Source organism: Corynebacterium lipophilum (genome assembly GCF_024102595.1).
GTDB classification, from domain to species: Bacteria; Actinomycetota; Actinomycetes; order Mycobacteriales; family Mycobacteriaceae; genus Corynebacterium; species Corynebacterium pseudogenitalium.
Map to the genome: position 1 here is coordinate 308,541 of NZ_JAEUWV010000001.1, position 25,822 is coordinate 334,362.

The 25,822-nt window shown below is 55.4% G+C and carries 24 protein-coding genes; 14 read left to right on the plus strand and 10 right to left on the minus strand.

Annotated features, from left to right (window positions below; genetic code table 11):
* The 7 genes from rapZ (at position 1) to secG (ending at position 6,794) form a co-directional block, all read left to right on the plus strand.
* Positions 1 to 891 carry an RNase adapter RapZ gene (rapZ, locus tag JMN37_RS01490; RefSeq protein WP_070477070.1) on the plus strand — a complete coding sequence of 297 codons (891 nt, stop codon included), beginning with the start codon at positions 1 to 3 and terminating at the stop codon, positions 889 to 891.
* A gap of 37 nt (positions 892 to 928) precedes the next feature.
* On the plus strand, positions 929 to 1,897 hold the full coding sequence (locus JMN37_RS01495) for a gluconeogenesis factor YvcK family protein (protein ID WP_070477072.1): 969 nt from the start codon (positions 929 to 931) through the stop codon (positions 1,895 to 1,897).
* A gap of 47 nt (positions 1,898 to 1,944) precedes the next feature.
* Entirely contained in the window at positions 1,945 to 2,919 is a 975-nt protein-coding gene (gene whiA / locus JMN37_RS01500; protein ID WP_070362421.1) for a DNA-binding protein WhiA, read from the plus strand.
* Between the two features lie 381 nt (positions 2,920 to 3,300).
* On the plus strand, positions 3,301 to 4,314 hold the full coding sequence (gap, locus tag JMN37_RS01505) for a type I glyceraldehyde-3-phosphate dehydrogenase (protein WP_070976869.1): 1,014 nt from the start codon (positions 3,301 to 3,303) through the stop codon (positions 4,312 to 4,314).
* Positions 4,315 to 4,419: 105 nt separating this feature from the next.
* Positions 4,420 to 5,637, plus strand: coding sequence for a phosphoglycerate kinase (locus JMN37_RS01510; RefSeq protein WP_070362423.1), 1,218 nt, complete (start codon positions 4,420 to 4,422; stop codon positions 5,635 to 5,637).
* A 24-nt stretch (positions 5,638 to 5,661) separates the two neighbouring features.
* Positions 5,662 to 6,444, plus strand: a complete 783-nt coding sequence (gene tpiA, locus JMN37_RS01515; RefSeq protein WP_070976872.1) for a triose-phosphate isomerase — start codon at positions 5,662 to 5,664, stop codon at positions 6,442 to 6,444.
* A 113-nt stretch (positions 6,445 to 6,557) separates the two neighbouring features.
* Complete coding sequence (secG, locus tag JMN37_RS01520; protein WP_070362425.1) at positions 6,558 to 6,794, plus strand: preprotein translocase subunit SecG; 237 nt, start codon at positions 6,558 to 6,560, stop codon at positions 6,792 to 6,794.
* A gap of 79 nt (positions 6,795 to 6,873) precedes the next feature.
* On the opposite strand, the gene pgl is transcribed toward secG, so the two are convergent.
* The 5 genes from pgl to tkt form a co-directional block, all read right to left on the minus strand.
* Entirely contained in the window at positions 6,874 to 7,602 is a 729-nt protein-coding gene (pgl, locus tag JMN37_RS01525) for a 6-phosphogluconolactonase (protein ID WP_252930863.1), read from the minus strand.
* Between the two features lie 25 nt (positions 7,603 to 7,627).
* Complete coding sequence (locus JMN37_RS01530) at positions 7,628 to 8,542, minus strand: glucose-6-phosphate dehydrogenase assembly protein OpcA (protein ID WP_252930864.1); 915 nt, start codon at positions 8,540 to 8,542, stop codon at positions 7,628 to 7,630.
* Between the two features lie 32 nt (positions 8,543 to 8,574).
* Entirely contained in the window at positions 8,575 to 10,113 is a 1,539-nt protein-coding gene (gene zwf / locus JMN37_RS01535; RefSeq protein WP_070362428.1) for a glucose-6-phosphate dehydrogenase, read from the minus strand.
* Between the two features lie 12 nt (positions 10,114 to 10,125).
* Positions 10,126 to 11,211 (minus strand): transaldolase, encoded by a 1,086-nt coding sequence (gene tal / locus JMN37_RS01540; protein WP_070362429.1) that lies wholly within the window; start codon positions 11,209 to 11,211, stop codon positions 10,126 to 10,128.
* A gap of 68 nt (positions 11,212 to 11,279) precedes the next feature.
* The gene (gene tkt, locus JMN37_RS01545) at positions 11,280 to 13,382 is read right to left on the minus strand and encodes a transketolase (RefSeq protein WP_083329547.1); all 2,103 of its coding nucleotides are present in this window, start codon (positions 13,380 to 13,382) and stop codon (positions 11,280 to 11,282) included.
* A 306-nt stretch (positions 13,383 to 13,688) separates the two neighbouring features.
* Between tkt and JMN37_RS01550 the strand changes: the two genes are divergently transcribed.
* A complete protein-coding gene (locus JMN37_RS01550; RefSeq protein WP_071572606.1) occupies positions 13,689 to 14,603 on the plus strand; it encodes a heme o synthase in 915 nt (304 codons plus the stop codon).
* Here JMN37_RS01550 and JMN37_RS01555 read toward each other — a convergent pair.
* The 5 genes from JMN37_RS01555 to mptB form a co-directional block, all read right to left on the minus strand.
* A complete protein-coding gene (locus JMN37_RS01555; protein WP_252930865.1) occupies positions 14,600 to 15,451 on the minus strand; it encodes an MDR/zinc-dependent alcohol dehydrogenase-like family protein in 852 nt (283 codons plus the stop codon). The genes JMN37_RS01550 and JMN37_RS01555 overlap by 4 nt on opposite strands.
* Before the next feature lie 28 nt (positions 15,452 to 15,479).
* Positions 15,480 to 16,427, minus strand: a complete 948-nt coding sequence (locus tag JMN37_RS01560) for a COX15/CtaA family protein (protein WP_252930866.1) — start codon at positions 16,425 to 16,427, stop codon at positions 15,480 to 15,482.
* Positions 16,428 to 16,497: 70 nt separating this feature from the next.
* Positions 16,498 to 17,259: an ABC transporter permease gene (locus JMN37_RS01565; protein WP_369822163.1), complete on the minus strand. Its 762-nt coding sequence runs from the start codon at positions 17,257 to 17,259 to the stop codon at positions 16,498 to 16,500.
* A gap of 2 nt (positions 17,260 to 17,261) precedes the next feature.
* The gene (locus JMN37_RS01570) at positions 17,262 to 18,194 is read right to left on the minus strand and encodes an ABC transporter ATP-binding protein (RefSeq protein WP_252930867.1); all 933 of its coding nucleotides are present in this window, start codon (positions 18,192 to 18,194) and stop codon (positions 17,262 to 17,264) included.
* Positions 18,195 to 18,200: 6 nt separating this feature from the next.
* The gene (gene mptB, locus JMN37_RS01575) at positions 18,201 to 19,850 is read right to left on the minus strand and encodes a polyprenol phosphomannose-dependent alpha 1,6 mannosyltransferase MptB (RefSeq protein WP_370295836.1); all 1,650 of its coding nucleotides are present in this window, start codon (positions 19,848 to 19,850) and stop codon (positions 18,201 to 18,203) included.
* Between the two features lie 138 nt (positions 19,851 to 19,988).
* Between mptB and JMN37_RS01580 the strand changes: the two genes are divergently transcribed.
* The 6 genes from JMN37_RS01580 to sufU are packed head-to-tail and all read left to right on the plus strand — an operon-like array spanning position 19,989 to position 25,816.
* The gene (locus JMN37_RS01580; RefSeq protein WP_269010960.1) at positions 19,989 to 20,696 is read left to right on the plus strand and encodes a helix-turn-helix transcriptional regulator; all 708 of its coding nucleotides are present in this window, start codon (positions 19,989 to 19,991) and stop codon (positions 20,694 to 20,696) included.
* Positions 20,697 to 20,734: 38 nt separating this feature from the next.
* Positions 20,735 to 22,141 carry a Fe-S cluster assembly protein SufB gene (sufB, locus tag JMN37_RS01585; protein ID WP_413774088.1) on the plus strand — a complete coding sequence of 469 codons (1,407 nt, stop codon included), beginning with the start codon at positions 20,735 to 20,737 and terminating at the stop codon, positions 22,139 to 22,141.
* Positions 22,142 to 22,146: 5 nt separating this feature from the next.
* The gene (gene sufD / locus JMN37_RS01590) at positions 22,147 to 23,319 is read left to right on the plus strand and encodes a Fe-S cluster assembly protein SufD (protein WP_070362437.1); all 1,173 of its coding nucleotides are present in this window, start codon (positions 22,147 to 22,149) and stop codon (positions 23,317 to 23,319) included.
* A 23-nt stretch (positions 23,320 to 23,342) separates the two neighbouring features.
* Positions 23,343 to 24,098 carry a Fe-S cluster assembly ATPase SufC gene (sufC, locus tag JMN37_RS01595; protein ID WP_070362438.1) on the plus strand — a complete coding sequence of 252 codons (756 nt, stop codon included), beginning with the start codon at positions 23,343 to 23,345 and terminating at the stop codon, positions 24,096 to 24,098.
* Positions 24,098 to 25,369, plus strand: a complete 1,272-nt coding sequence (locus JMN37_RS01600) for a cysteine desulfurase (protein ID WP_252930870.1) — start codon at positions 24,098 to 24,100, stop codon at positions 25,367 to 25,369. Before sufC ends, JMN37_RS01600 begins: the two co-directional genes overlap by 1 nt.
* Positions 25,370 to 25,372: 3 nt before the next feature.
* Entirely contained in the window at positions 25,373 to 25,816 is a 444-nt protein-coding gene (sufU, locus tag JMN37_RS01605) for a Fe-S cluster assembly sulfur transfer protein SufU (RefSeq protein ID WP_071572613.1), read from the plus strand.
* Positions 25,817 to 25,822: the final 6 nt, after the last annotated feature.

The window sequence follows — 25,822 nt, forward strand, 5'->3', positions numbered from 1 at the left end:
ATGACTTCGCCTTTATTACCTGCATCCGAATCTCGTCGCCCTGTGATAATCACCGGGCTTTCTGGTGGTGGTTTGTCGACTGCCGCGAAAGTTTTTGAAGATAAGGGATACTTCGTTTCCCAGAATCTGCCTCCGCAACTCATTCTCGATCTTGTCGAGATGTCAACTGCGGACGATTCCCCTGTTGACCATCTCGCTGTAGTCACTGATGTACGTGCCAGGATGTTCAATGGCTCGTTAATGGAGACGATTGAGGCGATTGAGGCAAAAGGCCTATCTCCGTTCATCTTATTTCTCGACGCCCGCGATGAAGTCCTTATCCGCCGATTCGACAGTGTGCGACGTACGCACCCGTTGCAGGGCAATGACACGTTGAAAGAGGGGATCGAACGGGAGCGAAAGGAGATCGCCCCGGTTCGGGAGCGTGCAGATCTCATTATTGATACGACACACCTCTCAGTTCACGACCTGCGTCGGTCGATTGAGGCCTCTGTTGGCGACCTCTCTGCACCGAAACAGCACGTCACCGTGGAGTCGTTTGGGTTTAAACACGGGACCCCTCGTGATGCGGATTTAGTGTTGGACGTACGGTTTTTGCCAAATCCGTTTTGGATCCCCGAGCTTCGGGAGTTTCGAGGTATCGATGCACCAGTCGCAGACTATGTTCTGTCGCAGCCTGGAGCGAAGGCATTCGTCGATAACTTCTTGACAATGCTGAAGGATATGCTCAAGGGCTACCGTCATGAAGGTAAGGACTTTATCACTGTTGGGATCGGCTGTACTGGCGGGCACCACCGGTCAGTCGCAATTTCGGAGGAGATTGTACGCAGGCTTCGGGAGTCCGATGACGTGGACGTCAACGTCTTGCACCGTGACTTGGAACGCAACTAGCTGCTCTTTATCGTTGGAAAGAAGCACTGATTAAATTATGGGACCTGCATTTACTTGCCTTGGGGGAGGGCACGGTTTATATCAAACACTATTGGCGGCGCGGGCGGCTGAGGCTCGAGCCATCCACGCCGTGGTAACAGTTGCTGACGACGGAGGCTCATCCGGTCGGCTACGCCGTGAGATGGATATCATTCCGCCTGGTGACCTGCGGATGGCGCTCTCAGCCCTGACCGCGGATGACGAAGATGGCGCTCTGTGGAGAGATACATTACAACACCGATTTGGCGGAAATGGAGCGATGGCAGGGCACGCAGTTGGCAATCTGCTCCTTGCCGGACTAAGCGAGGAACTCGGCGATATTCAGCAAGCGTTGGACGTCATCGGCTCATGGACAGGCGCACAGGGCAGGGTTGTTCCTATGAGTCCTATGCCTCTCGACATTGAGGCCGATGTCGCGGGGTTAGACGACGACCCCCGTGTTTTGCGTTCTGTTCGCGGTCAAGTTGCCGTTGCCACCACACCCGGAACTGTGCGACGCGTCCGCCTTTTGCCCCACAATCCTCCCGCAACCGACGAAGCAGTGCAGGCGATCATGGACGCAGAAGTGGTGACAATCGGGCCTGGATCGTGGTTTTCGTCGGTGATTCCGCATCTACTCGTTCCGGACATTGTCCGCGCGTTGAATGAGACGTCCGCGTTGGTAGTTGTAGTGCTGAATCTTTCTCCGGAGGCAGGAGAGACACCGGGATTTAGCACGGAACGCCATATTCATGTCTTCGAGCAGCACGCTCCGAACCTGCATGTTGATGTGTTCCTGGCTGATAACTCAATTAGCCCGACGGAGGGCGAACGCGTTCATCTTGGGCGCGCCGCGGATCGAGTTGGTGCAACTGTACTGTTCCGAGATATTCATGAAGTTGATGATCAGCACCGCAACACAAACCGGCATGATCCACGCAAGCTTGCACATGAGCTGCTATCTCTCGTTCGTGATTTTCACGCATAACGTGCGCTACACTAATCCACCGATGTTTTTGTAGAAAGGATCACTCGGTGTCGCTGACCGCCAAAACCAAAGAAGAGCTGCTTCGAACTCCAATAGGAGCGAAGTCTGCTGCGGCCGCCGAGGCATCCGCGTTAGTTCGGTTTGCAGGAAAACTTGACGCCTCAATCCACGGGGTAACTATGATTGCGGATTTCGCGGAAGAGGCGGTGGCACGTCGCTTAATCCTGATTCTTGAAACTCTTTTCATGAGCTCACCAAAGTTCGCCGTGGTTTCACCTGGCTCGGCGACAAAGGAAACGAAATACGAAGTACGTCTAGATACTGGTGTTGAAGCGCTGTATCGGCGTCTAAATCTTCGGACGCAGTCTGGTCATCTCGTGGTAGGTATGCCCCCGCAAATCGTTTCGGGAGAAATTGCTGAAGTTGAAGCCGCGTGGCGGGGTGCGTTCCTCGCTAGGGGAGCGCTCACAGAGCCGGGCCGAACTGCCGCTTTAGAGGTCGAGTGCCCATGCGAGGAAGCTGGGCTTGCCCTAGTGGGGTTAGCGCGTCGTCTTGGGTGCCACATCAGAATGCGGGAGACTCGCGGTGTTGAGCGTGTACATGTCCGTGATGCGGAGACGATAGGGGTGCTTCTCAGTCGAATGGGTGCGCCTCTTGCTCGCCTGGAGTGGGACGCAAAACTTCGGGAGAAGCAAGCGCAGATGCGTGGCGGTCAACGGTTGGCAACTTTTGACGACGCCAACACCCGCAGAAGCGTACATGCTGCGACGGTAGCCGCTCAGCGTGTGGAACGTGCGATGGAGATCCTCGGCGACGATGTGCCTGAGCATCTCGCCGAAGCCGGATACCTGCGTGTTGAGCACCGGCAAGCCTCGCTTGAAGAACTTGGCCGGTTGGCTGACCCACAGATGACGAAGGATGCGGTCGCTGGGCGAATTCGTCGGCTGTTGTCCCTTGCTGACAAGCGGGCTGCTGAGCTCGGTATAGCGAACACTCGCGGTAAAGACACGAAGGCAACATAGAGCGTTCTGGGGCGCTCCCAGACCGCCCTGTGTGCAACATCACAATTCCGGGGGATAGCGCACAAGCAGTTTCGCCAGATACGCCCCGCGGGGGTAAAAGAGATTACCTTTGTCGTTGTTTGAGTCGCATTAGGTGTGGCTTTGGCGGTAAACAGACATTCATGCTTGGTGAAATTATGAGACGATACCCCCGGTTTCGCCGTCTCTTTGGTGATGCACCTTTAGGGCGTCTCTTGCGGCATCGTGGCCATGCACATGTTGAAATCTCTCGCTAAACTGATGAGCAACGGGCTGAACCAAGGAGCTCACCGAGAACGGAAAGAGATTGGTACCGGCCCATCAGCAAGTCTCAACAATTTCCGACATAGAGGAGTAAAGACTGTGACTATTCGTATTGGCATTAATGGCTTTGGTCGTATCGGCCGCTCGGCATTCCGCATCATCCTGGATCAGTACTCGAGCGACCTTGAGGTCGTGAAGATTAATGACCTGACCGACAACAAGACTTTGGCCCACCTTGTCAAGTACGACACAGCGTATGGCCAGCTCGGCCGCGACGTTGAGTACGACGAGTCCTCCATCACCGTTGATGGTCACCGCATCGAGGTTACCGAAGAGAAGGACCCATCCAAGCTCGCATGGGGCGATGCAAACGTCGACATCGTCCTTGACTGCACCGGCCGCTTCACCGATGGCAATGACGCAAAGGCTCACATCGAGGCTGGCGCTAAGAAGGTCATCATCTCCGCACCGGGTAAGAACGTCGATGGCACCTACGTCTGGGGCGTCAACCACACCGACTACAGCAATGATCAGCAGATTATCTCCGCTGCATCTTGCACCACGAACTCCCTTGCACCAGTCGCGAAGATTCTGGAAGAGCAGTTCGGCATCAAGTCCGGTCTGATGACCACCATTCACGCTTACACTGGCGACCAGCGCATTCAGGACGCACCTCACAAGGACCTGCGTCGTGCCCGTGCAGCAGCTCAGAACATCGTCCCAACCACGACGGGTGCTGCTAAGGCAGTTGCCCTGGTTCTGCCTGCACTTGAGGGCAAGCTGGATGGCTTCGCAATGCGCGTGCCAACGATCACCGGTTCCGCAACCGACCTGACCGTCGAGCTGAACAAGGACGTCACCGTTGATGAGGTGAACGCAGCAATCAAGAAGGCTGCTCAGGACCCAGAGTTTGGCAAGGCGCTTGAGTACACCGAGGATCCAATCGTTTCCTCCGACATCATCGGCAACACCCATGGTTCCATCTTCGATGCTGGGATGACCCGCGTCATCGACGGCAACCTGGTCAAGCTGATTGCTTGGTACGACAACGAGTGGTCCTACACCTCTCAGTTCGTCCGCATGACGAAGCACGTCGCGGATAACTTGGCATAAGACCTAGAACGGCCCGGGTGTGCAGTACGCACACTTCGGGCCATTTCTTTCGCTACTGTTTGAAAAGAAAACTACTGCAAACAACAGTCAACTGAGGAGAGTCCCATGACAATGAAAACGCTGCAACAGCTTCTGGATGAAGGCGTCGAAGATCGCCACATCCTGGTCCGTTCTGACTTCAACGTTCCGCTTGATGAGGACGGCAATATTACCGATGCTGGTCGTATCGACGCATCACTGCCAACTTTGAAGGCGCTCTTGGAAGGTGGCGCGAAAGTCATTGTCATGGCTCACCTCGGCCGCCCAAAGGGGGAAGTGAACCCTAAGTTCTCCTTGAAGCCAGTGGCTGAAGCCCTAAGTGAGCGCCTAGGTCAGTTCGTAGCGCTCGCCGGTGATGTTTCTGGTGAGGATGCACATGAGCGGGCAAATGGGCTTACCGGTGGCGAGATTCTGCTTCTCGAGAATGTACGCTTTGACCCACGCGAGACCTCGAAGGACGAGGCTGAGCGCACTGAGTTCGCAGCTGAGCTTGTAGCACTAGCTGCGGACAACGGCGCGTTTGTTTCTGACGGTTTCGGTGTAGTACACCGCGCACAAACCTCCGTCTACGACGTTGCTAAGAAGCTTCCTGCCTACGCTGGTTACCTCGTCGAGAAGGAAGTCAAGACTCTGAGCAAGGTGAAGGATGCTCCAGATCATCCATACGTTGTTGTGCTTGGCGGTTCGAAGGTTTCCGACAAGTTGGGAGTCATCGAGGCACTTGCGGCGAAGGCCGACAAGGTAATTATCGGTGGCGGCATGTGCTACACCTTCCTGGCTGCACAGGGCTACAACGTTCAAAACTCTTTGTTGCAGGAAGACATGATTGAGACCTGCAAGGACCTCATCGGCCGTTTCGGCGACAAGCTGCTATTGCCTGAGGACCTGATCGCAGCGTCTGAGTTTGCAAAGGATGCAGAGAAGCAGACCGTCGCGGCCGACGCTATTCCGGAAGGCTGGATGTCTCTCGACATTGGCCCGAAGACTGCCGCGCGTTATGGTGAGGCGCTGAAGAGCTCGAAGACCGTGTTCTGGAACGGGCCAATGGGCGTCTTCGAGTTTCCAGCGTTCGCCTCTGGCACAAAAGCCGTTGCTGAAGCAATGATCGCTGCTACGAAGGACAACGGGTCCTTCACGGTGGTCGGTGGCGGCGATTCCGCAGCATCTGTTCGCATTCTGGGCCTCGATGAGGCTGGGTTCTCCCACATCTCTACGGGCGGTGGCGCATCGCTCGAGCTGATCGAGGGCAAAGAGCTGCCCGGCGTTGCTGTACTTGGACAGTAGTCGTTGTTGAAAAGGAGTATGAATATGTCTCGCAAACCACTGATTGCTGGTAACTGGAAGATGAACCACGACCATCTCGAAGCAATCGCTTCGGCCCAGAAACTGGCGTTCGCCTTCCCGAAGGACGGCTATGAGTTCGTGGACGTTGCATTGACCGTGCCGTTTACCGACCTTCGTTCTATCCAGACTCTCGTTGAAGGCGACAAGCTGCAGATCACATATGGTGCACAGGACGTGTCAGCGCACGATGCTGGTGCCTACACCGGCGAAGTTTCGGCCACAATGCTGGAGAAGCTTGGCTGCACGTGGGTAGTTGTCGGCCACTCCGAGCGCCGTGAGTACCACGGTGAGGATGATGAGCTAGTTTCCCGCAAGGCAAAGAAGGCACTTGAGCACGGCATGAACCCAATCGTGTGTGTCGGTGAGCCGCTAGACATTCGCGAACAAGGCACCCATGTCGACTACGTCGTAGAGCAGACGAAGAAATCCCTGGACGGTTTGAGCAACGAGGAGTTGGAGAAGACCGTCATTGCATATGAGCCGGTATGGGCTATCGGCACTGGCAAGGTTGCCTCTGCATCCGATGCGCAGGAAGTGTGCCAGGCTATTCGCGGCCTTATCCGTGACTTGGCCGGTGATGCGGTTGCTGATGGCATCCGTATTTTGTACGGCGGATCCGTAAAGACGGAAACTGTCGGTGAGATCATCGCTCAGCCTGATGTTGACGGTGGTCTTGTCGGCGGTGCGTCTCTTGACGGCCAGGATTTCGCGAAATTGGCTGCTGCGGCTGCCCAGGCAGTACAGTAGATTTGCAAGATATGTCGCTCGGACCAGAGCGCGTCGAATAACACCATTCGGTGACTTCGTGTAGTCTGGTCCGAGTTACATCAATGTAGGTTTTATAGTGAGGATTTACCACCATGACGTTGGCTCTTGAGATCGTGCTCGTAATCGCTGCGGTCTTGATGACAGTGTTCGTGCTGCTTCACAAAGGCAAGGGAGGCGGGCTTTCGAGCCTGTTCGGTGGTGGCGTGCAGGCTAACCTGTCCGGCTCCACTATCGTGGAGAAGAACCTCGACCGTTACACGGTTATCATTACGCTCATCTGGCTTGTATGCATCGTGGGCCTGAATCTTATTCAGACTTTTGCTGCTTAGCCGCTAGCAAAAGGCCCGCCTGGAGCAATAAGCTTCCGGCGGGCCTTTTCGTTTGTCAGAAATCCGAATCTGCGGGAATCTAACGTGGTGCCGCGTCCTCGGTGACCCACAAGATCGTTTCTTCCTTGCCGACAGCACCGGCCGCTGGCCAGTCAAGATACTCTGCCCGGTTTGCAACTGCGGACGCAGCTTCTGCCTTCTCTGCACCAGAAACAAGAAGCCAGACCTTTTGTGCTTTCCGAACAGCAGGTAGTGTCAACGAAACACGTTCCGGAGGTGGTTTTGGTGAATCCGTTACAGCAACAACCAGAGCCGCGTCCTCTCTCACAGCAGGCGTATGTGGGAATAGCGAATTAATGTGGCCTTCACCGCCCATTCCCAGTAGATGGAGGTCGAACCCCTCAGGCGCCTCAACTTTCAGGTGCGCTTCATAACGAGTGACAGCGGGCTCCATCGTCCCTCCGTCCAACCCATACCCGAAAATGTTTCCTTCTGGGATATCTATATGATCGAGCAACGCTGCCCGGGCCTGGCCTTCATTCGAATCAGGATGGCTGACGGCTACGTTGCGCTCGTCGCCAAAGAATAGCTTCACCCTGGACCAGTCGATATCTGATGAAACTAGGGCTGCAAGGAATCGGATTCCGGCTGTTCCGCCAGTAAGCACAACACGTGCGGTTCCGTCGCCGTTTACACCACCGGTAGGGGAGCTGTGGATCTCTGAAATCAACGTTTGGAATGCGGAGGTGGAGACGTCGATAAGCTGTTCGAGGTCTGCAAAGGTTTTGGTCTTGACTGTGTTGGACATCCGTTGACCCTCTTTCGGTGCGAAGTTAAGGGAGGTTATGTAACAATGCTCGCGCATACATGGCATCAGGATCGAGGTGGCGTAGCTCCTCAGCGAGGCATTCTGCGTCCGAGCGAGCACTGAGTGCAACAAACGCATCAGGGTATCCCGGTACGGAAACTCGCACGGTGTGCTCATCAACAATTTGTACCTGCACAGAGCCTTGTTCGCAGTCCAGCGATAGGTGTTGGATTGGGGAGCCAGGAATGGCGTCGGCGCCTGCTACGTTTTGCACGGTTACCTCAACGCCAAAGCAGGCATCGAGCCAAGAGGCTGCGATTTGTACGCTTGGATGCTCGGTAATACCGCTGAGCAAGATCCCGCGTGGTTGCTGTTTATAGCGGTCGAATGCTGAGGCGACAACGCCGCGCCATGGCGTGATTTTAGACCACATCATGTCCGAATCACCTGGGACGTACGCCTTTGCCAGCTGCTCTATGCATTCTGCCCCCATAGTGCGCCACGCGTTCGTGATTCTGCGGTGCGCGATATTACCAAGCTCTGCTTCTGCAGGAACATCTGGCACAGTTGTGGGCCACCAAGCAACGATAGGGGTATCGGGCAGCAACAACGGAGTGACCACCGCGTCAAGATGCTGGGTAAGTTCACCGTGGAGAGTCATGACAACCATCTCAGAGGCGCCAGCGTCCGCCGCGACGATTACCTCTGCATCCATCCAGGTTTGCTCGCTCTGGCAGTCGAGCAACAAGACGAGAACTCGAGCCGGGTGCTCCATGGTCGCGTTCCGGACCGTCTCCAGAATAGAATCGACATCATCCTCGGCATGTGCAGCGACCAAGAGTGTGAGCACGCGCCCAGTCGCCAACGAGTAATTTTCACGAGCCTCTAGGAGCGCTGTGGACACATCGCGGGTGGTCGTGTCGGGAAGAGTGACAATCAAGGATTAAGCCTCACGTTCGTTGTTTGCACACATTATGGACGACGCCATTGGCGGCCGTCCTTGGCCAGCATCGCGTCTGCTGATGCGGGCCCCCAAGTGCCCGCACGATATTCATCTGGATGTCCGTGCGACTCCCAGTAGTTGAGAATTGGATCGAGGATTTCCCAGCTCCGCTCGACTTCCGCATTGGTTGGAAACAAGCTAGATTCGTCGAGTAGTGCATCGAGGATGAGCCGCTCGTATGCTTCGGGAGACTGTTCCGTAAATGCCTCCGCGTACGAGAAATCCATGTTGACATCCCTAACTTCAAATGCAGTTCCAGGCACCTTGGAACCAAAGCGCATCAGCACGCCTTCGTCCGGCTGTACGCGGATAACGACTGCATTGTTCGTAAGCAGTTTTGTCTGGTCGTCTTCGAACGGCTGGTACGGAGGACGCTTAAAGACCAGGGCAATCTCAGTCACTCGACGCCCGAGGCGCTTACCAGTGCGAAGGTAGAAAGGAACGCCTGCCCAGCGACGCGAGTTTATCTCTAACGTACAGGCCGCATAGGTTTCGGTTGCAGAGTTGGGGTCAAACCCGGACTCCTCCCGGAGCCCGATTACGCGTTCAGAACCTTGCCAGCCCGCTACGTATTGGCCGCGTGCGGTCGTCTCATCGAACGGCTCGACGGGAGTCGTAGCGCGGAGGACCTTGAGTTTCTCCGCACGAAGACGCCCCGGGGAGAACGACGTCGGCTCCTCCATAGCGATCAAGGCGAGCAGCTGAATCAGGTGGTTTTGGATGACGTCTCGCGCTGCACCAATACCGTCGTAATAGCCCGCGCGGCCACCGAGCCCAATATCTTCAGCCATCGTGATTTGTACGTGGTCGATGTAGTGCGAATTCCACACTGGTTCAAACATCTGGTTTGCGAAACGCAGCGCCATAATGTTCTGTACGGTTTCTTTGCCGAGATAGTGATCGATTCGGAATACGGATCGCTCAGGGAACACTGAATTCACTACTCGGTTTAGCTCTTTGGCGGATTCCAGATCATGCCCGAATGGCTTCTCGATGATCACTCGGCGCCAGCCGTGGTCTTGAGGCTGTGCCATTCCACTGCGGTCCAGCTGGTGGACAACGCTCGAAAAGTGCTCGGGCGGCACAGAAAGGTAAAAGGCCCAGTTTCCGTTCGTCCCCCGTGTTTCATCGGTCGAGCGCAGTGTATTGGCTAGGGCGTCGAACGCGGCGTCGTCATTAAACGAGCCCGATACGAACTGCATACCTTCTGCGAGCCGGTCCCAAACGTTCGTATTAAACGCGGTGCGGGAAGAAGCTTCAACTGCTTCACGCACATAGTCCTCAAAATCTTGTTTAGACCAGTTTCGACGCCCAAACCCGACGAGAGCAAAGCCTGGTGGGAGGAGACCCCGGTTCGCGAGGTCGTAAATTGCCGGCAGGAGCTTTTTCCGAGCTAGATCTCCAGTTACACCGAAGATCACCATCCCAGACGGACCCGCAATGCGGGGAAGCCGCTTATCCTCGGGGGACCGAAGCGGGTTCACCCAATGCGTGCTCTCGTCACTCACATGTACTCCTTTTTATTGCAGCTTTTCCGACATGGAATTTAGCAATTCTTGCCACGCATCAACAAACTTATCGACGCCCTCCTGCTCGAGGACTCGCACGACATCAGACAAGTCGATCCCTGCAGCGGTGATAGCGTCAAACGTCTTCTGCGCGTCGTCAGCACTGGCAGACAAAGTATCGCCGTGAAGACTGTCGCTAGCCAGGGTGGCGTCGATAGTTGATTCCGGCATGGTGTTGACCGTGTTTGGGCCAGCCAGCTCAGACACATACAACGTGGCAGGGTACTCAGGGTTCTTTACACCAGTCGAGGCCCACAGCGGGCGTTGAACGTTGGCACCAGCTGGAAGGTCATCCAACGAAGAAAATTCCTCAAGGAACAAGCGGTATGCCAGTTGAGCGTTTGCCACGCCTGCTTTGCCTCGCAACGCAAGTGCTTCAGAAGTAGCAATCTGCTCAAGGCGAGCATCGACTTCGGTGTCCATGCGAGACACGAAGAATGAGGCAACAGAATGAATGGTTGAGACATCGTGGCCGTTGGCTGCAGCCTGCCGAATACCTTCCTTGTACGCGCGAATGACCTCGCGGTAGCGCTCCACAGAGAAGATCAGCGTGACATTCACTGAAATACCAGCTGCCAGTGCTGCTGTGACTGCTGGCAACGAGGCGTCTGTGGCTGGAATCTTGATCATTGCATTCGGTTTACCCACGCGTGCCCACAGCTCTTTCGCTTGAGCGATCGTCTTCGCTTCGTCGTGAGCATAGCGGGGGTCAACCTCGATGGAAACGCGACCATCAAGGCCGTCGGTCGCATCGTAGATGTCCTGGAAGATGTCGCACGCGTCGCGGACGTCGTCAATGCTCATCGCGTAAACCGCCTCGTCGGGGCTGGCACCTGACGCTCTCAACTGTTGGATTTGCTCGTCGTACGCGCTTCCAGTCGACATTGCTGAAGCAAAAATTGCAGGGTTGGTTGTCACGCCAACGACCGACTTCTCACGTTTGACTGCTTCTAGATTGCCAGTGGCGATGCGCTGGCGAGAGAGATCATCCAGCCAAGTGGACGTGCCGAGCTCCCGAAGCCTTTCAACTGTGTTCATGCTCAGATTCCTTTCTAAAAAATGGGCCTGGCCAAGCTAGGGGAGGGCTTGACCAGGGCAACTCTCAACTATCGCTGCACCGCTGCTACAGACGCGCGTCCGGCTGCTGCAACGTTGTCTGCTGTAAAGCCGAACCGCTCGAAGAGCTCTGGACCTGGTGCGGAGGCACCAAAGTGCTCCAAGGAAACACACTGACCGGCGTCGCCTACAAAACGATGCCATGGCATGGACAGACCGGCCTCGACAGAGACCCTTGCTCGAACCTCTGCAGGAAGTACCGATTCAATGTACTCCGGCGATTGCTGCGTAAACCACTCCATGCAAGGCACCGAGACAACTCGAGTTCCGATACCTTCGGCTTCCAAGGACTTCGCAGCCTCAACAGCAAGCTGCACTTCCGAGCCAGAAGCCATCAGAATCAAATCAGGCGTCGGGGTAGAGGAGTCCACGAGTACGTACGCACCGCGAGCAACACCTTCGAATGCCTTTTCCTTTGTGCCCTCAAGCACAGGGAGGTTCTGACGGGAAAGCGCCAGTGCCTTCGGCATCGGCTTAGCCTCCAGCGCAGACTTCCACGCAGCAGACGTTTCATTCGCGTCGGCCGGTCGGATCACCGCCATATCCGGGATGGCTCGAAGCGCAGTGAGCGTTTCAACCGGCTGGTGGGTCGGACCGTCTTCGCCCAGGCCGATCGAGTCGTGCGTGAAGACGTAGTAGCCGTCGATACCTGAAAGTGCTGCGACGCGAATTGCCGGGTAGAGATACTCGGAGAAGATCAGGAACGTACCGCCGTAAACTCGTGTGTTGCCGTGCAGTGCAATGCCGTTCATGATCGCGCCCATGGCATGTTCGCGGATGCCGAAGTGCAAATTGCGACCGTACGGCTCAGCGCTGAACATATCGGTAGAAATCGCCTGAGGCCCGAACGATGCAGCCCCCTTGATAAGGGTGTTATTGGAGCCTGCAAGGTCTGCGGAGCCACCCCAAAGCTCTGGAAGGGCCGCAGCCGCAGCCTGGATTACTGCTTCAGAAGCCTTACGGGTAGCAAGGCCCTTTTCGTCAGCGTCCCAAGTTGGGAAGTCCTGCGACCAGTTGGATGGGAGCTCTCGAGCCGTCAATCGGTCAAACAGGGCCTTCTTCTCTGGGTTGGCCTCAGCCCAAACAGCAAACGTCTCGTCCCACTGTTTACGCTTCGCAGCACCACGGTCCCGGAGCTTTCGAGTATGGGTGATAACGGACTCTTCCTCCGGGAAGTGAATCTCCGGATCAAAGCCGAGAATCTTTTTGACAGCTGCGATTTCTTTCGCACCGAGAGCTGCGCCGTGTACTGCACCCGTGTTTTGCAGCGTAGGAGCAGGGAAGCCGATGACCGTCTTTACCTGAATGATCGTTGGGCGATTGGTGTCGGACTGTGCTTCCTTGATCGCTTTCTCAATCGCGACGACGTCCTCGCCGGACTCAACCGTTAGTGTTTGCCAGCCGTAGGCCTCGTAGCGCTTCATAACGTCTTCAGTGAACGCGATCTGGGTATCATCCTCGATCGAAATCCTGTTGTCATCCCAGAATACAATCAGGTTTCCGAGCTGCTGCGTCCCTGCGAGAGATGAAGCCTCCGATGTGACACCTTCTTGAAGGCAACCGTCTCCAGCCACGACGTAGATGAAATGATCGAACGGCGATTCGCCAGCCGGAGCCTCAGGGTCAAACAGGCCACGTTCCCGGCGCGAAGCCATCGCCATACCAACTGCTGATGCCAACCCCTGGCCGAGTGGGCCAGTTGTAATCTCTACGTGGTCCGTGTGGTTGTACTCAGGGTGACCGGGAGTCTTAGCACCCCAGGTACGAAGCTGCTGGAGGTCTTTAAGCTCAAGTCCCATGCCCCCCAGGTAGAGCTGAACATACTGCGTCAGGGAAGAGTGGCCGTTTGACAATACGAAGCGATCGCGCCCTGCCCAATGTGGGTCAGCGGGGTCTACATTCATCACCCGCTGGTAGAGCGTATATGCAAGAGGGGCGAGCGACATCGCGGTGCCTGGGTGCCCAGAGCCGCAGTTTTCCACGGCGTCAGCCGCGAGGATTCGGGCCGTATCAACTGCCCGCGTATCCACGTCGGTCCAGTCTTCGGGATAGTTACGTACAGTTTTTGCTTGAAGTTCAGCTGAAAGCGTCACAGAATCCTCGATTCATGCTATGGAAACAGAACAGGACCCAGCCTAGTGTAAAACTCGCTTTGTGGTGGTGACACCCAACGGTGTTGTGCGAAGAAAACTCGCGGGTGTAGCCGCCACGTTAATTCTGACAAATTGGTGAGCGGAGGCTAACATCACCGGGAGGGTCAAAGTATTAAGAGGGCTGAAAAGATCATCGTGTAATGCGTTGCGGTACCATATCAGCCGAAATGCTCGACACCTGAACGCGAACCTATGTTGCGTAAGAGTTCTAGCCGAACGGTTGAAGTTTGATGTGGAGGAGAAGTATTGGAGACCATCAAGGCATACTTCGCGCTTACGAAGCCCAGGGTCATTGAACTTCTTCTAGTAGCAGCTATCCCCGCAATGTTGCAAGCAGACCGTGGCACTGTGCACGTGTGGCTCATTCTTGCAACGCTGTTCGGTGGTTGGATGGGGGCCGGTGCGGCAAATGCATTTAACATGGTCGCCGACTACGACATTGACCAGAAAATGGGGCGAACGCGTGCACGGCCACTTGTCCGGGCAAAGGTCACCAAACAGAAAGCCGCCGTATTTGCTTGGGCGCTTCTCGTCGCGAGTGTGCTTTGGCTTGGATTCCTGTGTAAGTCGTGGCTCGCGGCGTTCTTTATCATTCTGACCAACTTCTTCTATATCTACGTGTATACAAAGTGGCTGAAGAGGCGAACTTGGCAGAACGTCATCTGGGGCGGCGCAGCAGGTTGCATGCCCGTGATGGTCGGTTGGGCGGCAATTAGAGACAATGTCACCGACGGCTCCAAGGACGCGTGGTGGCAGGCGATCGTGATGTTCATGATCATCTTCTTCTGGACGCCACCGCACACCTGGGCGCTGGCAATGAAGTACCGAGCGGATTACGCCCGCGCTAATGTCCCGATGCTGCCGGTGGTAGCCTCCCCTGCGGAGACAACCCGCCAGATTCTCATTTACTCATGGTGGACCGTCGGGGTGTCCCTGCTCCTGGTTCCCGCCACCTCGTGGATCTATCTTGCAACCGCGGTGATTTCGGGTGCATTGTTCCTCGCCGTTGCCACACAGCTGCATGCTGGGGTAAAGCGCGGGGAGAAGGTGAAACCGCTCAAGCTGTTTATTCTCTCCAACAACTATCTTGCGGCGTTGTTCTTGGGGCTTTCCGTTGATGCGGTGCTCGGTTGGACTCCACTATTCGCTACCTTCTTCTAGCTCGTGGATCCTTGGAGCTTGATGGCTCCAAGGTCAGTGTCACAAACCTCCGAAGTTTCGGAACCCAGTAGCGAGCTGGCGTCATCTATCGATTCACACACGTGAACTGGCGGTTCCCATCGTGTTTCCTCGAGCACTCTGGTAACGGTCTGTGCATGCTTACGGAAGCCGTTGGCATCCATTCGTATCGACGCCAAGTCCTCATAGCAACACGTACGCGCAGAGCTGCGCCCAACTTCGTGCGCAAAGCCATTTTTGAAGTCAGAGCGTGCCAGCACAACTGCATCCACCCCGATCCCATCATTGAGCGCTTTGATCTGTGCAGCAGTACCTGGCTGGCCACTGAATACGGCTGTGGCTCCAGCCTCATCTGCTGCTACTCGGCCTTCCTCGCTTTCCGAAACGGCATACACGATGATGTCCTTCTCTCGAGCGATTGCAATCATGTACAACCCAATTGCGGAACCTGCATTCGTGACGACGACAGCTTCACCTTGCACAAGCTTCAAAACTTCGAATAGCGAATAACTTGCGGCCATTCCCGGCCTCAACATTGAAGCACCAATGTGTGGGGCGATCAGGTCCGATACAGCGACTACCCGGCTTCGGTCAACGACAACCTGCTCGGCGATGGGGCCGGTGGCATCGCTCCACGCAACCACAGTTCCTGGCGCAACCTCGTCGAGGGGGTCTTTCAGGACACGACCGCATCCTTGGTTGCCGAAGGAGGTGTCGTGAAGAAAAAACCCAGCGTAGAGGACTTCGACTAGAAGTTCTCTATCGCTGGGGAACGGTGAAGCGATATCAATGCAACGCACCTGCTGCGCGTCGAACTCAATCGCTTTCATACTTTCTCAGGCTACATGGTGTTTGCGTCTAGCGATACAGCAACTCACGACGCACAGCGTGCGCGTACAAGAACGCCGTGAACGCTACAACTAGAGAAGACAGCCCAATATGGATCGGAATCGTCCAACGCGGCACGCCCATGTAGTACTGGCTTAAACCTACTGCCCACTGAACCACGATGAGTCCAAGAAGAATCCAGGAAGTTTTCTGCGCCGCATGCGGGGCCTTCGCTCTACGTAGCAGGAAAAATGTGATCACTGTAAGAAGTAGATACGCGTACATGCACCCTGCGTGAATATATGCCAACAACGCTGTGTCAATCGCAAGTCGACCTTCCATACCGACGCTTGCGTCACCCGAGTGCGGGCCGGACCCTGTCACCATCGTTCCTGTCACAAGTACACAGCTCAACGCAACGGCAGCGATCACGGCGATCACTCGGATGTGCCCGGGGTAGCGGTCTTGAGCAACCGTGGACTCGTCTTCTGCCAAACGCATGTACAGCAATGCAGCGACCCACACGAGCACCATCGAAGGCAAGAAGTGCACGGCGACCGCCCACCACTGCAAATCAAGGCGAACAGAAATACCGCCGATAATCGCCTGGACAACCACGCCGACGAGGGAGAACCATGCCAAGAATTGGGCATCTCGACCGCGAGATGCGCGGTAGACAGCCCAAAGAACGGCGATCGCGGCAGCCGCGACCACGAAAGTAAGCAGACGGTTACCAAACTCAATGGTTTGGTGAATCCAAGGCGCGGCACCAGCGACGGGGACAAGCGAACCTTCATGGCAAAGTGGCCACGTATTGCAACCAAGCCCCGAACCGGTCACTCGCACCAACGACCCTGTTACGGTGATTCCGCCTTGGCAGAGCAAGAGAATCATGGCTAGAGTTCGTTGCAACTTCAGACTGGGGGCTTGCTTTTTATCCTGATGCGTCATCGGCGCACCGGTCTGTTGTAAAGTCATGCACTTTCCTTGGACGTATAAGACACGTTCGACTATTCAGGCTCGAATCTTAGTCGATGAGCGCATGGCCTTAATCATCGAAGCGGAAGAAGCGAACGCTTGAGCCAACGCCGACGATGAGCCACGCTAGCAAGCTAAGCAACGCAGGACCATTCGCAGTCAACGCGAGTGCATCAGAAATACCAGCTGCCAGCGAAACCGTGGGTACTAGGTTCCACCAACCAGCGTGGCTAAGGTCGCCAGAATAGACGACCCAACCCACGATTCCCATCATGATTACCCACATTAAATTCGAAATGGCAAGGACCATCTCGGAACTTAGCGAGCCGCCCATGAGCAAGCCCAAGGAAGTAAAGCACGCAACCCCCAGGAACAAGACGCAGGCACCAAGCACCGCGCCAACGACTGAGGGGCGCCAGCCAAGGAAACCTGCAACGGCTCCTAGCACCGCAATCTGGACGCAGACCATCGCGACCACGCCAAGGATTTTTCCGACGATGATCGTCCACGGTGGGACTCCGGAAGCACCGGTCCGCTTCAGCGCACCGTATCGGCGGTCAAAGGCGAGCGAAATCGCCTGGCCCGTAAATCCAGAGCTGGTCGCCGCGACGGCAAACACCATCGGCACCAGGGTGTCGAGGCTGTAGTCATCCCCAAAAACAGGCAAATATACTGATGCGATGAGCAACGCTGCCGGGATGAAGATGCTGAGCACCAACTGTTCGCCGTGACGGAGCATCAGCTTGCTTTCGATGAGTCCCTGAGCGCTGGCCATCGCAAACTTCGAAGACCGTTGCGGGGCGGGCGTAAAGGTTCCTTCCTTGATGTGCACCGCTAGCTCCTTAATTCCTTACCGGTGATGTTCAAAAACACTTCTTCCAACGCCATGTGGCTTACTTGCATATCCCGAATCAGCACGGATTGGCGAAGTGCTTCTTCGGTAATACAGGCGACGAGTTCAGGAGAAACCGAACCGTTGACTACGTAGCGCATTGGGCGAACTTGGGTCACAGCTGTATCGATCTGACACAAAGCCACGTGCTGCTTCAGCTTCTCGAGGTCGAGTGGTTGCGCCGTACCAAACGTGATTTGCTGCTCAAATGATCCGCTGGTCAGGTCCGCCGGTGAACCTTCGGCGACAACCTTTCCATGATCCATGATCACAATGTCATCGGCGAGCGACTCCGCCTCGTCCATCAGGTGCGTAGTCAGGACGATCGTGGTTCCGTCACGTTTTAGTGCAGAAACAATATCCCACACAGCGTTGCGTGACTGTGCGTCCATGCCAGCGGTTGGCTCATCAAGAAAAACCAGCTCCGGACGACCTATAAGTGCAAGCGCCAGGGACAAGCGTTGCTTTTGCCCTCCGGAGAGGCGTCGATACGTGGTATTGGCGACTCCCTCGAGCCCTAGGAGGGCCATGAGCCACTCAGGGTCGTGAGGATTTGCGTTGTATGAAGCCGAAAGCTTCAGCATTTCTCTGACTTTGACGCCCGAATATGATCCGCCACCCTGCAGCATGATCCCAATTCGGTCGCGCACACGCTGAGGGTGGGTTGCAGGGTTTTCGCCTAGTACCGTGATTGTCCCTGAGGTTGGCCGGGTGAATCCTTCACACATCTCGATGGTCGTTGTCTTGCCGGCTCCATTCGGACCGAGCAAAGCCAGCACGGTTCCTTCTTTTGCGGCAAACGATGCTCCATCTACAGCAGTAACGTCCCCAAAAGTTTTCTTCACATTGTCAACTGAAAGAACAGGCGCGTTCATGGATAGCTAGTGTAGCCTGCCGGCACCAAAGCGCCGATACAACAGGAAACTGAGCCCAACAAATACGACAAAACAACAGGCTGCGACACCGTAAATAGTGAAAACTGTCTTTGCTTGCAGGCCGAGACCACGCGGTAGTACCAGAAAACTAAATACAGCAGAGTACACAGCCACCCCGGCGCGGAAAAAGAACCTATTTGCCCATGCAGCAAGGGGATAAATAGCCCACAGAGGGTACCAAGGGTGTACGACTGGGAAGAATATAACAAGCACGAGCGTTGCGACGCCAAGTCCACCTGCAGGGTGAATGGCTCCCCGCAACGTAGCCCACAGCAGGCGAACCAGAAACGCCACCGCGATGACCACTCCAATCCCGCGGGTGACAATGAGAACTGCGTCAATGTGGTCGCCGAGACCTAGGAGCATTCCTAGAAAGCCGCTGATTACGCCCACGTCTGTTGAAATCGAAAGCCAGCTACGAATCGACGCTGCTCCGCCTTGACCAGTGACCCATCCGAGCCCAATGCCTGTCATAAGTGAAACGGTGGCAGTAGTGACAATGAGCATAAATGTCTGAAAAAGCACCGCGATGCTAAGAGCTGTAGCTTTTCGCTGGCGTTGCCCAAGCACACGAGCGATTGCCATGCCTATAAAACCGAGACCGAGAAAGCCTGTCACTTTGACTAGTCCTCCACAGGTAATGGTGATCGCGGAGAGAGCCAGGTAACCCCACGCTTGCGCTGAACTGATGGTCCTCAACCTGTCGGCCCCGCGAAGTCCCAGTTCAAACCCGACTAACACCAATCCGAGCATGATTGCTTCATTATGGATGCCACCAATGAGATGCAGAATCGTTAGCGGATTGAGCACCCCGAGCCACAGCGCGGCAGTCTCTGGTACACCACAGCGGCCGGCAATCTTTCGGATCCCCCACGCTGCGGCGAGCACTCCGACGAGTGATACGACGCGGTGCGCAATCACCCCGAGCACAATAGAGTCGGCAGTAATACGAGAAATTGCCGCTGCAATACCTAACGCGACAGGCCCGTAGGGGCTTGGAGAATGCGCCCAAATAAACGGGACCGAGCGCGCTAGATGGTGTTCTGGCCCGAGAAGCTCGACTGGTCCAGCGGAGTACGGGTCAAGACCAAACCGGACAATTGCACCATTAGCTAAGTATGAATAGATGTCTTGGGTAAAGAGGGGAGCGGTAATCACCAGAGGAGCAACCCATGCAACGAATGTTCGCATAAGAAGCGGCGTCGAAACGCGGGGCCTCTGGCCACTTACGCCAACGAAGGGGCCCATACACAACCAAGCGGAGACCAAGAGTCCTACTCCGAACAGAACTATGGAAGACGACGCTTGCATCATTCGGCCAAGCAAGGCCCCGCCAGGCAGAGAGAACCAAGGATTATCGACGACCGGCAAGGCCCCGCCCCCGAGGCCTCCCAAGCCAATGAGAAGTGTGCCGACCAAACCCAGCCATCGAAGTACGGCGAACCGGTTCTGCTCAGCGTAGTTGGTTGAACGAAAGTCTTGTCCTCGCCAAACCTCTTTAGAGACTCGGTGCAGCCCAGCCGACCGTGATCCAGGCTTGCCGATGCGAGGAAACGCATCAAGCAAAGACTTTATCGGTGAATCCTGGAACAACACAGGCAAGATTGTAGCCGAACGACCGGGTTAAACGTGCACATTGAATTAGGACACAGTAGTGTTGTGTAAAGGCCGGTCGGTGTACAGCCAATCGGTTGGAAAGTCAGAGATCAAAGCAGATCGAAGCGAGGTGAGCCAGTGTTGAACCAAGCGCGGTCAGTTGACGGTGGCACTCGCAAGCGAGTGATGGCGCTCTTGCTGAAAAGCGGACCGGTGACTGCATCAACGCTTGGTGAGCAAACTGGAATTTCAGCTGCCGGTATCCGTCGGCACCTGGATAAGCTCACTGAGGCTGGACTCATTGAGACGTGTGAGCCACTGCCGGTTGCTGGAGAAGAGCCACCGCGAGGCCGTCCCGCGAAGCACTACTGCTTGACGGAAGAAGGCCGAGAAAGCTTCGGTAGCAACTATGAGAATATGGCGCTTGATGCAATCGAAGCTCTTGAAGAACTTGGCGGCCATGAAGCAGTCAAAGAGTTCGCCAAAACTAGGATTGAACGCATCCTTGAAGAAGTGGAGCCGATTTCGGAGCGATCAAGCAGTGACGACCTTGAATCAGTCGTGCTCGAAGTCGTGTCCGTTTTAGAGCGTCACGGCTATGTTGCCTCGGTGACTCAGGCAGGAACTGGAATTCAAATTTGTCAGCATCACTGCCCGGTGTCACAAGTGGCGTCTGCGCATCCCGAAATTTGCGAAGCAGAGCAAGAAATGATCGCTAAGATCGTAGGCCGACATATCCAACCACTTGCCTCCATTACAGAGGGCAATGGTGTCTGCACAACAAACATTCCACTCGCTGCTGTTCACGGGCCGAAAAATAACGTATCTGAAAGGAGCGGAAAATAATGACGAAAGCTAATCCCGCACCCGGTTTAGAGAAACCAATGAACGACGAAGAGATTATCGAGTCAATCGGTAGCTACAACTACGGGTGGCACGACCCAGATGCTGCCGGGCAGGCAGCAAAGCGTGGTCTTAACGCTGGGGTAGTCAAGGACATTTCTGGCATTAAGGAAGAGCCAGAATGGATGCTGGAACAGCGCCTCAAGGCTTTGGACATTTTTGAAAAGAAGCCACTGCCGACTTGGGGTGCAGACCTGAGTGGCATCGACTTTGACAACATTAAGTACTATGTCCGCTCTACGGAGCAACCAGCTACGAGCTGGGATGACCTTCCTGAAGACATTAAGAATACGTACGACAAGCTTGGCATTCCTGAGGCAGAAAAGCAGCGCCTAGTTGCTGGTGTTGCCGCGCAGTACGAATCTGAGGTTGTCTACCACCAGATTCGTGAGGATCTCGAAAAGAAGGGTGTCATCTTCGTAGACACTGACACCGCGCTTCGCGAGCACGAGGACATCTTTAAAGAGTACTTCGGCTCGGTCATCCCCGCTGGCGATAACAAGTTCTCAGCTCTGAATACGGCAGTATGGTCAGGCGGTTCGTTTATCTATGTTCCACCGGGCGTCCACGTCGATATCCCGCTCCAGGCATACTTCCGTATTAATACCGAGAACATGGGCCAGTTCGAGCGCACGCTCATCATCGTTGATGAGGACGCCTACGTCCACTACGTAGAAGGATGCACCGCCCCGATTTACAAGTCCGACTCGCTTCACTCCGCGGTCGTTGAAATCATCGTGAAGAAAGGTGGCCGCTGCCGGTACACCACGATCCAGAACTGGTCGAACAACGTTTACAACCTCGTCACCAAGCGCGCTAAGGCCGAAGAGGGCGCAGTGATGGAGTGGGTCGACGGCAATATCGGTTCAAAGGTGACGATGAAGTACCCAGCAGTCTGGATGACTGGCGAGTATGCCCGTGGCGAAGTGCTTTCCGTCGCATTTGCTGGTGAAGGACAGTTCCAGGACACCGGTGCCAAGATGACACACATGGCTCCGCACACCTCGAGTTCAATCGTTTCAAAGTCAGTTGCGCGCAGTGGCGGACGCGCGGCCTACCGTGGCCTGGTACAGATCAACGCAAACGCGCATGATTCCGCCTCGAACGTTGAGTGCGACGCGTTGCTTGTCGATGACATTTCTCGTTCTGACACTTACCCGTACAACGACATTAGGAACGATCGGGTTAAGCTCGGACACGAGGCGAAAGTCTCCAAGGTCTCTGAAGAGCAGCTGTTCTACCTGATGTCCCGCGGTATTGCCGAAGAAGAAGCTATGGCGATGATTGTCCGTGGCTTCGTCGAGCCTATTGCCAAGGAGCTCCCGATGGAGTACGCCCTGGAGCTCAACCGTCTGATTGAATTGCAAATGGAAGGATCAGTGGGCTAATCACCATGACTTCAACGATTAATCCCGTATCGAATGCAACTCCTCACAACAACAAGGGAGATCTGTTTTCGTCGTTCAATGTTGAGGATTTTCCCGTTCCACGTGGACGTGACGAAGTCTGGCGGTTCATTCCACTTCGCCGCATCCGAGGTCTGCACAACGGGGAGTTCCCGCAACAGGCTGACGCCCAGATCACGATTGATGCGCCAGATGAGGTCGTCGTCACGGAGCTTGACGCAGCTGACGATCAGCTCAAAGTAGCCGGCGCGCCCGTAGACCGCGTTGCTGCACAAGCATGGTCGAGCGCGAAAACCGGCACCTTGATTACCGTGCCTGGTAACAGCAAGTTGTCCAAGCCCATCACCGTCACCATCACTGGTGCCGGCGCCGACGTGACATCCTTTGCAACGATCCTTTTCGAAGTTGGGACCCATGCAGAGGCTGACATCGTTGTCAAGTACACCGGCACAGGTGTGCATGCAGACAACGTCAATTGGCATATCGGCGCAGGCGCGCACGTACGCGCAGTCGTAGATACGGACTGGGACTTGGACGCAGTACACATTGGTCAACAGTCCATCTTGATGGAGCGCGATTCGGTACTGCGCCACAACGTCGCAGCTTTCGGTGGCGAGATCGTGCGCATCACCCCACGCGTAAAGTTCCAAGCTCCGGGGGCAGACGTCGAGCTCAACGGCGTTTACTTTGCGGACGCGGGTCAGTACATCGAAAACCGTATGCTGGTCGACCACAGCGTTCCGAACTGCCGGTCGAACGTGCTGTACAAGGGTGCGTTGCAAGGCGACAAGGCGTCGGATCTGCCAGAAGCACGAACCTGCTGGGTCGGTGATGTGCTGATTCGCGCAGGCGCGCACGGCACAGATACATATGAAACGAACCGGAACCTGGTCTTGACGGATGGTGCTCGCGCTGACGCAATTCCAAACCTCGAGATCGAGACTGGTGAAATCGCTGGAGCCGGCCATGCCGCAACCGTTGGTCGGTTCGATGACGAGCAAGTGTTTTATCTCCGGTCCAGGGGCATCCCTGAGGACGAAGCCACGCGCTTGATCATTCGCGGATTCTTTAACGAGGTCCTCAATCAGGTCCCGCTCGAAGACCTCCGTGAAGAACTCGTTGCACGTGTGGCCGGAGAGCTCGAGCAAACGAACCAGTAAAACGAAAAGGAATCAGTAAAACAATGTCTACCCTGGAAATCAAGAACCTCCACGCAAACGTCCTGCCGACCGAGGAAGGTCAAGAGCCAACGCCGATTCTCAAGGGCGTAAACCTCACTATTAAGGGCGGAGAGACTCACGCCATCATGGGGCCGAATGGTTCCGGTAAGTCCACGCTGGCCTACACACTCGCTGGTCATCCACGCTACGAAGTTACTGAAGGCGAAGTACTCCTCGATGGTGAGAACATCCTCGAGATGGATATCGACGAGCGCGCTCGCGCCGGACTCTTCCTGGCAATGCAGTACCCAGTTGAGGTGCCGGGCGTCTCTTCTTCGAACTTTATGCGCTCTGCTGTGACTGCTGTTCGTGGGGAAGCGCCGAAGCTTCGCGATTGGGTTCGTGAACTCAATGATGCTCGCGACTTGTTGAAGATGGACTCTTCCTTCACTGAGCGTTCGGTCAACGAAGGCTTTTCTGGCGGTGAGAAGAAGCGACATGAGGTCATGCAGTTGTCGTTGCTCAAGCCGAAGTTTGCTGTGATGGACGAAACAGACTCCGGCCTTGACGTCGATGCGCTGCGAATCGTATCCGAGGGGATCAACCGCTACCAGGAAGAAACCAACGGCGGTGTCCTAATGATCACCCACTACAAGCGGATCCTGGAGTATGTGAAGCCTGACTTCATTCACATCTTCTCGGATGGCAAGGTCATCCAGACTGGCGACGCCTCGTTGGCTGATGTTCTCGAGGCAGAGGGATACGAAAAGTTCATCTAATGGGATACTTACATTCCGATGGAACACTGAACACAGACGCGATTCGCGCAGAGTTCCCGATCCTGAGTCGGACCGTGCGCGATGGGAAGCCCCTCGTCTATTTGGACTCCGGGGCTACGTCCCAGCGTCCGCAGTCTGTGTGGAACGCTGAGCAAGAATTCGTCCTGAACACATTTGCACCAGTCCATCGTGGCTCCTACCAACTGGCTGAGGAGGCGACAGACGCTTATGAAACTGCCCGTGAGCGTATCGCTAACTTTGTTGGTGCTGACGGGGAGGAGATTGCATTCACGAAGAACGCTACTGAGGCTCTGAACCTCGTCGCATATGTTCTTGGTGATGATCGTGCCGGTAAGCACCAGATCAAACGCGGAGACACGATTGTTGTCACTGAACTGGAGCACCACGCGAACCTCGTGCCTTGGCAAGAACTGGCCCGCCGCACTGGAGCAACGCTCAAGTGGTACTCGATGACTGCTGATGGACGCATCGACCTTGACAGCTTGGAACTCGACGATACTGTAAAAGTTGTTGCGTTCACGCACCAATCAAACGTAACTGGTGCAGTAGCGGACGTCGATGAAATCGTGAGGCGTGCTCGCGCAGTAGGAGCACTCACGGTCCTTGATGCGTGCCAATCTGTTCCGCATATGCCTGTTAACTTTCACGAGCTTGACGTCGACTTTGCAGCGTTCTCAGGGCATAAGATGTGTGGACCTTCTGGTGTGGGCGCCGTATACGCGAGAAAGTCGATCTTCAGGGAACTTCCACCATTTTTGACAGGTGGATCCATGATCGAGATCGTCAAGATGGACTCTTCGACGTATGCGCCGACGCCCCAACGGTTCGAAGCTGGCACGCAGATGACAAGCCAGGTCGTTGGCCTTGGTGCTGCCGTCGAGTTCTTGGAATCCATCGGAATGGAAAATGTCCAACGCCACGAGCATATGTTGACGGAGTATGCCCTGGAAAGAATGCAAGAGATTCCAGGATTAGTTATCGCTGGTCCTGCGGTGGCTGAACAGCGCGGCGGTGCGATCGCTTTTACCGTCGATGGCGTGCATCCGCATGATTTAGGACAGGTGCTTGATGCTCACGGTGTCGCTATCCGCACCGGCCACCACTGCGCGTGGCCCGCTCACAGAGAACTCGAGGTGCAGGCAACCTCTCGAGCAAGTTTCTACCTGTACAACACCAAAGAGGAAGTAGACGCCTTGGTTGAAGCCATTCGCGAAGCGCGCCGCTTCTTCGGAGTCGAGGAGGATTCCTAGACGATGAACCTAGAGTCGATGTACCAAGAAGTAATCTTGGACCATTACAAGAACCCACGGCATAAGGGGTTGCGCGAACCGTACGAAGCGGAGGTGCACCACGTCAACCCATCTTGCGGTGATGAGCTGACGCTGCGTGTGCACCTGTCTGCCGACGGAAAGACGGTTGAAGACGTCTCTTACGATGCTCAAGGTTGCTCGATCTCCCAAGCCTCAACCAGTGTGATGACAGAAGAACTGGTGGGGCTACCTGTTGCGGATGCGATGGAAAAGTTGCACTCGTTTGAGGAAATGATCACCTCTCGCGGGACCAAAGAAGGGGATCCGGAAGCCATCGGCGATGGCATTGCGTTCGCAGGTGTTTCTAAGTTCCCAGCTCGCGTCAAGTGTGCGTTGTTGGGCTGGAAAGCATTTGAAGCCGCCACGTCCGAGGCGATAGACAAATAGAAAGGC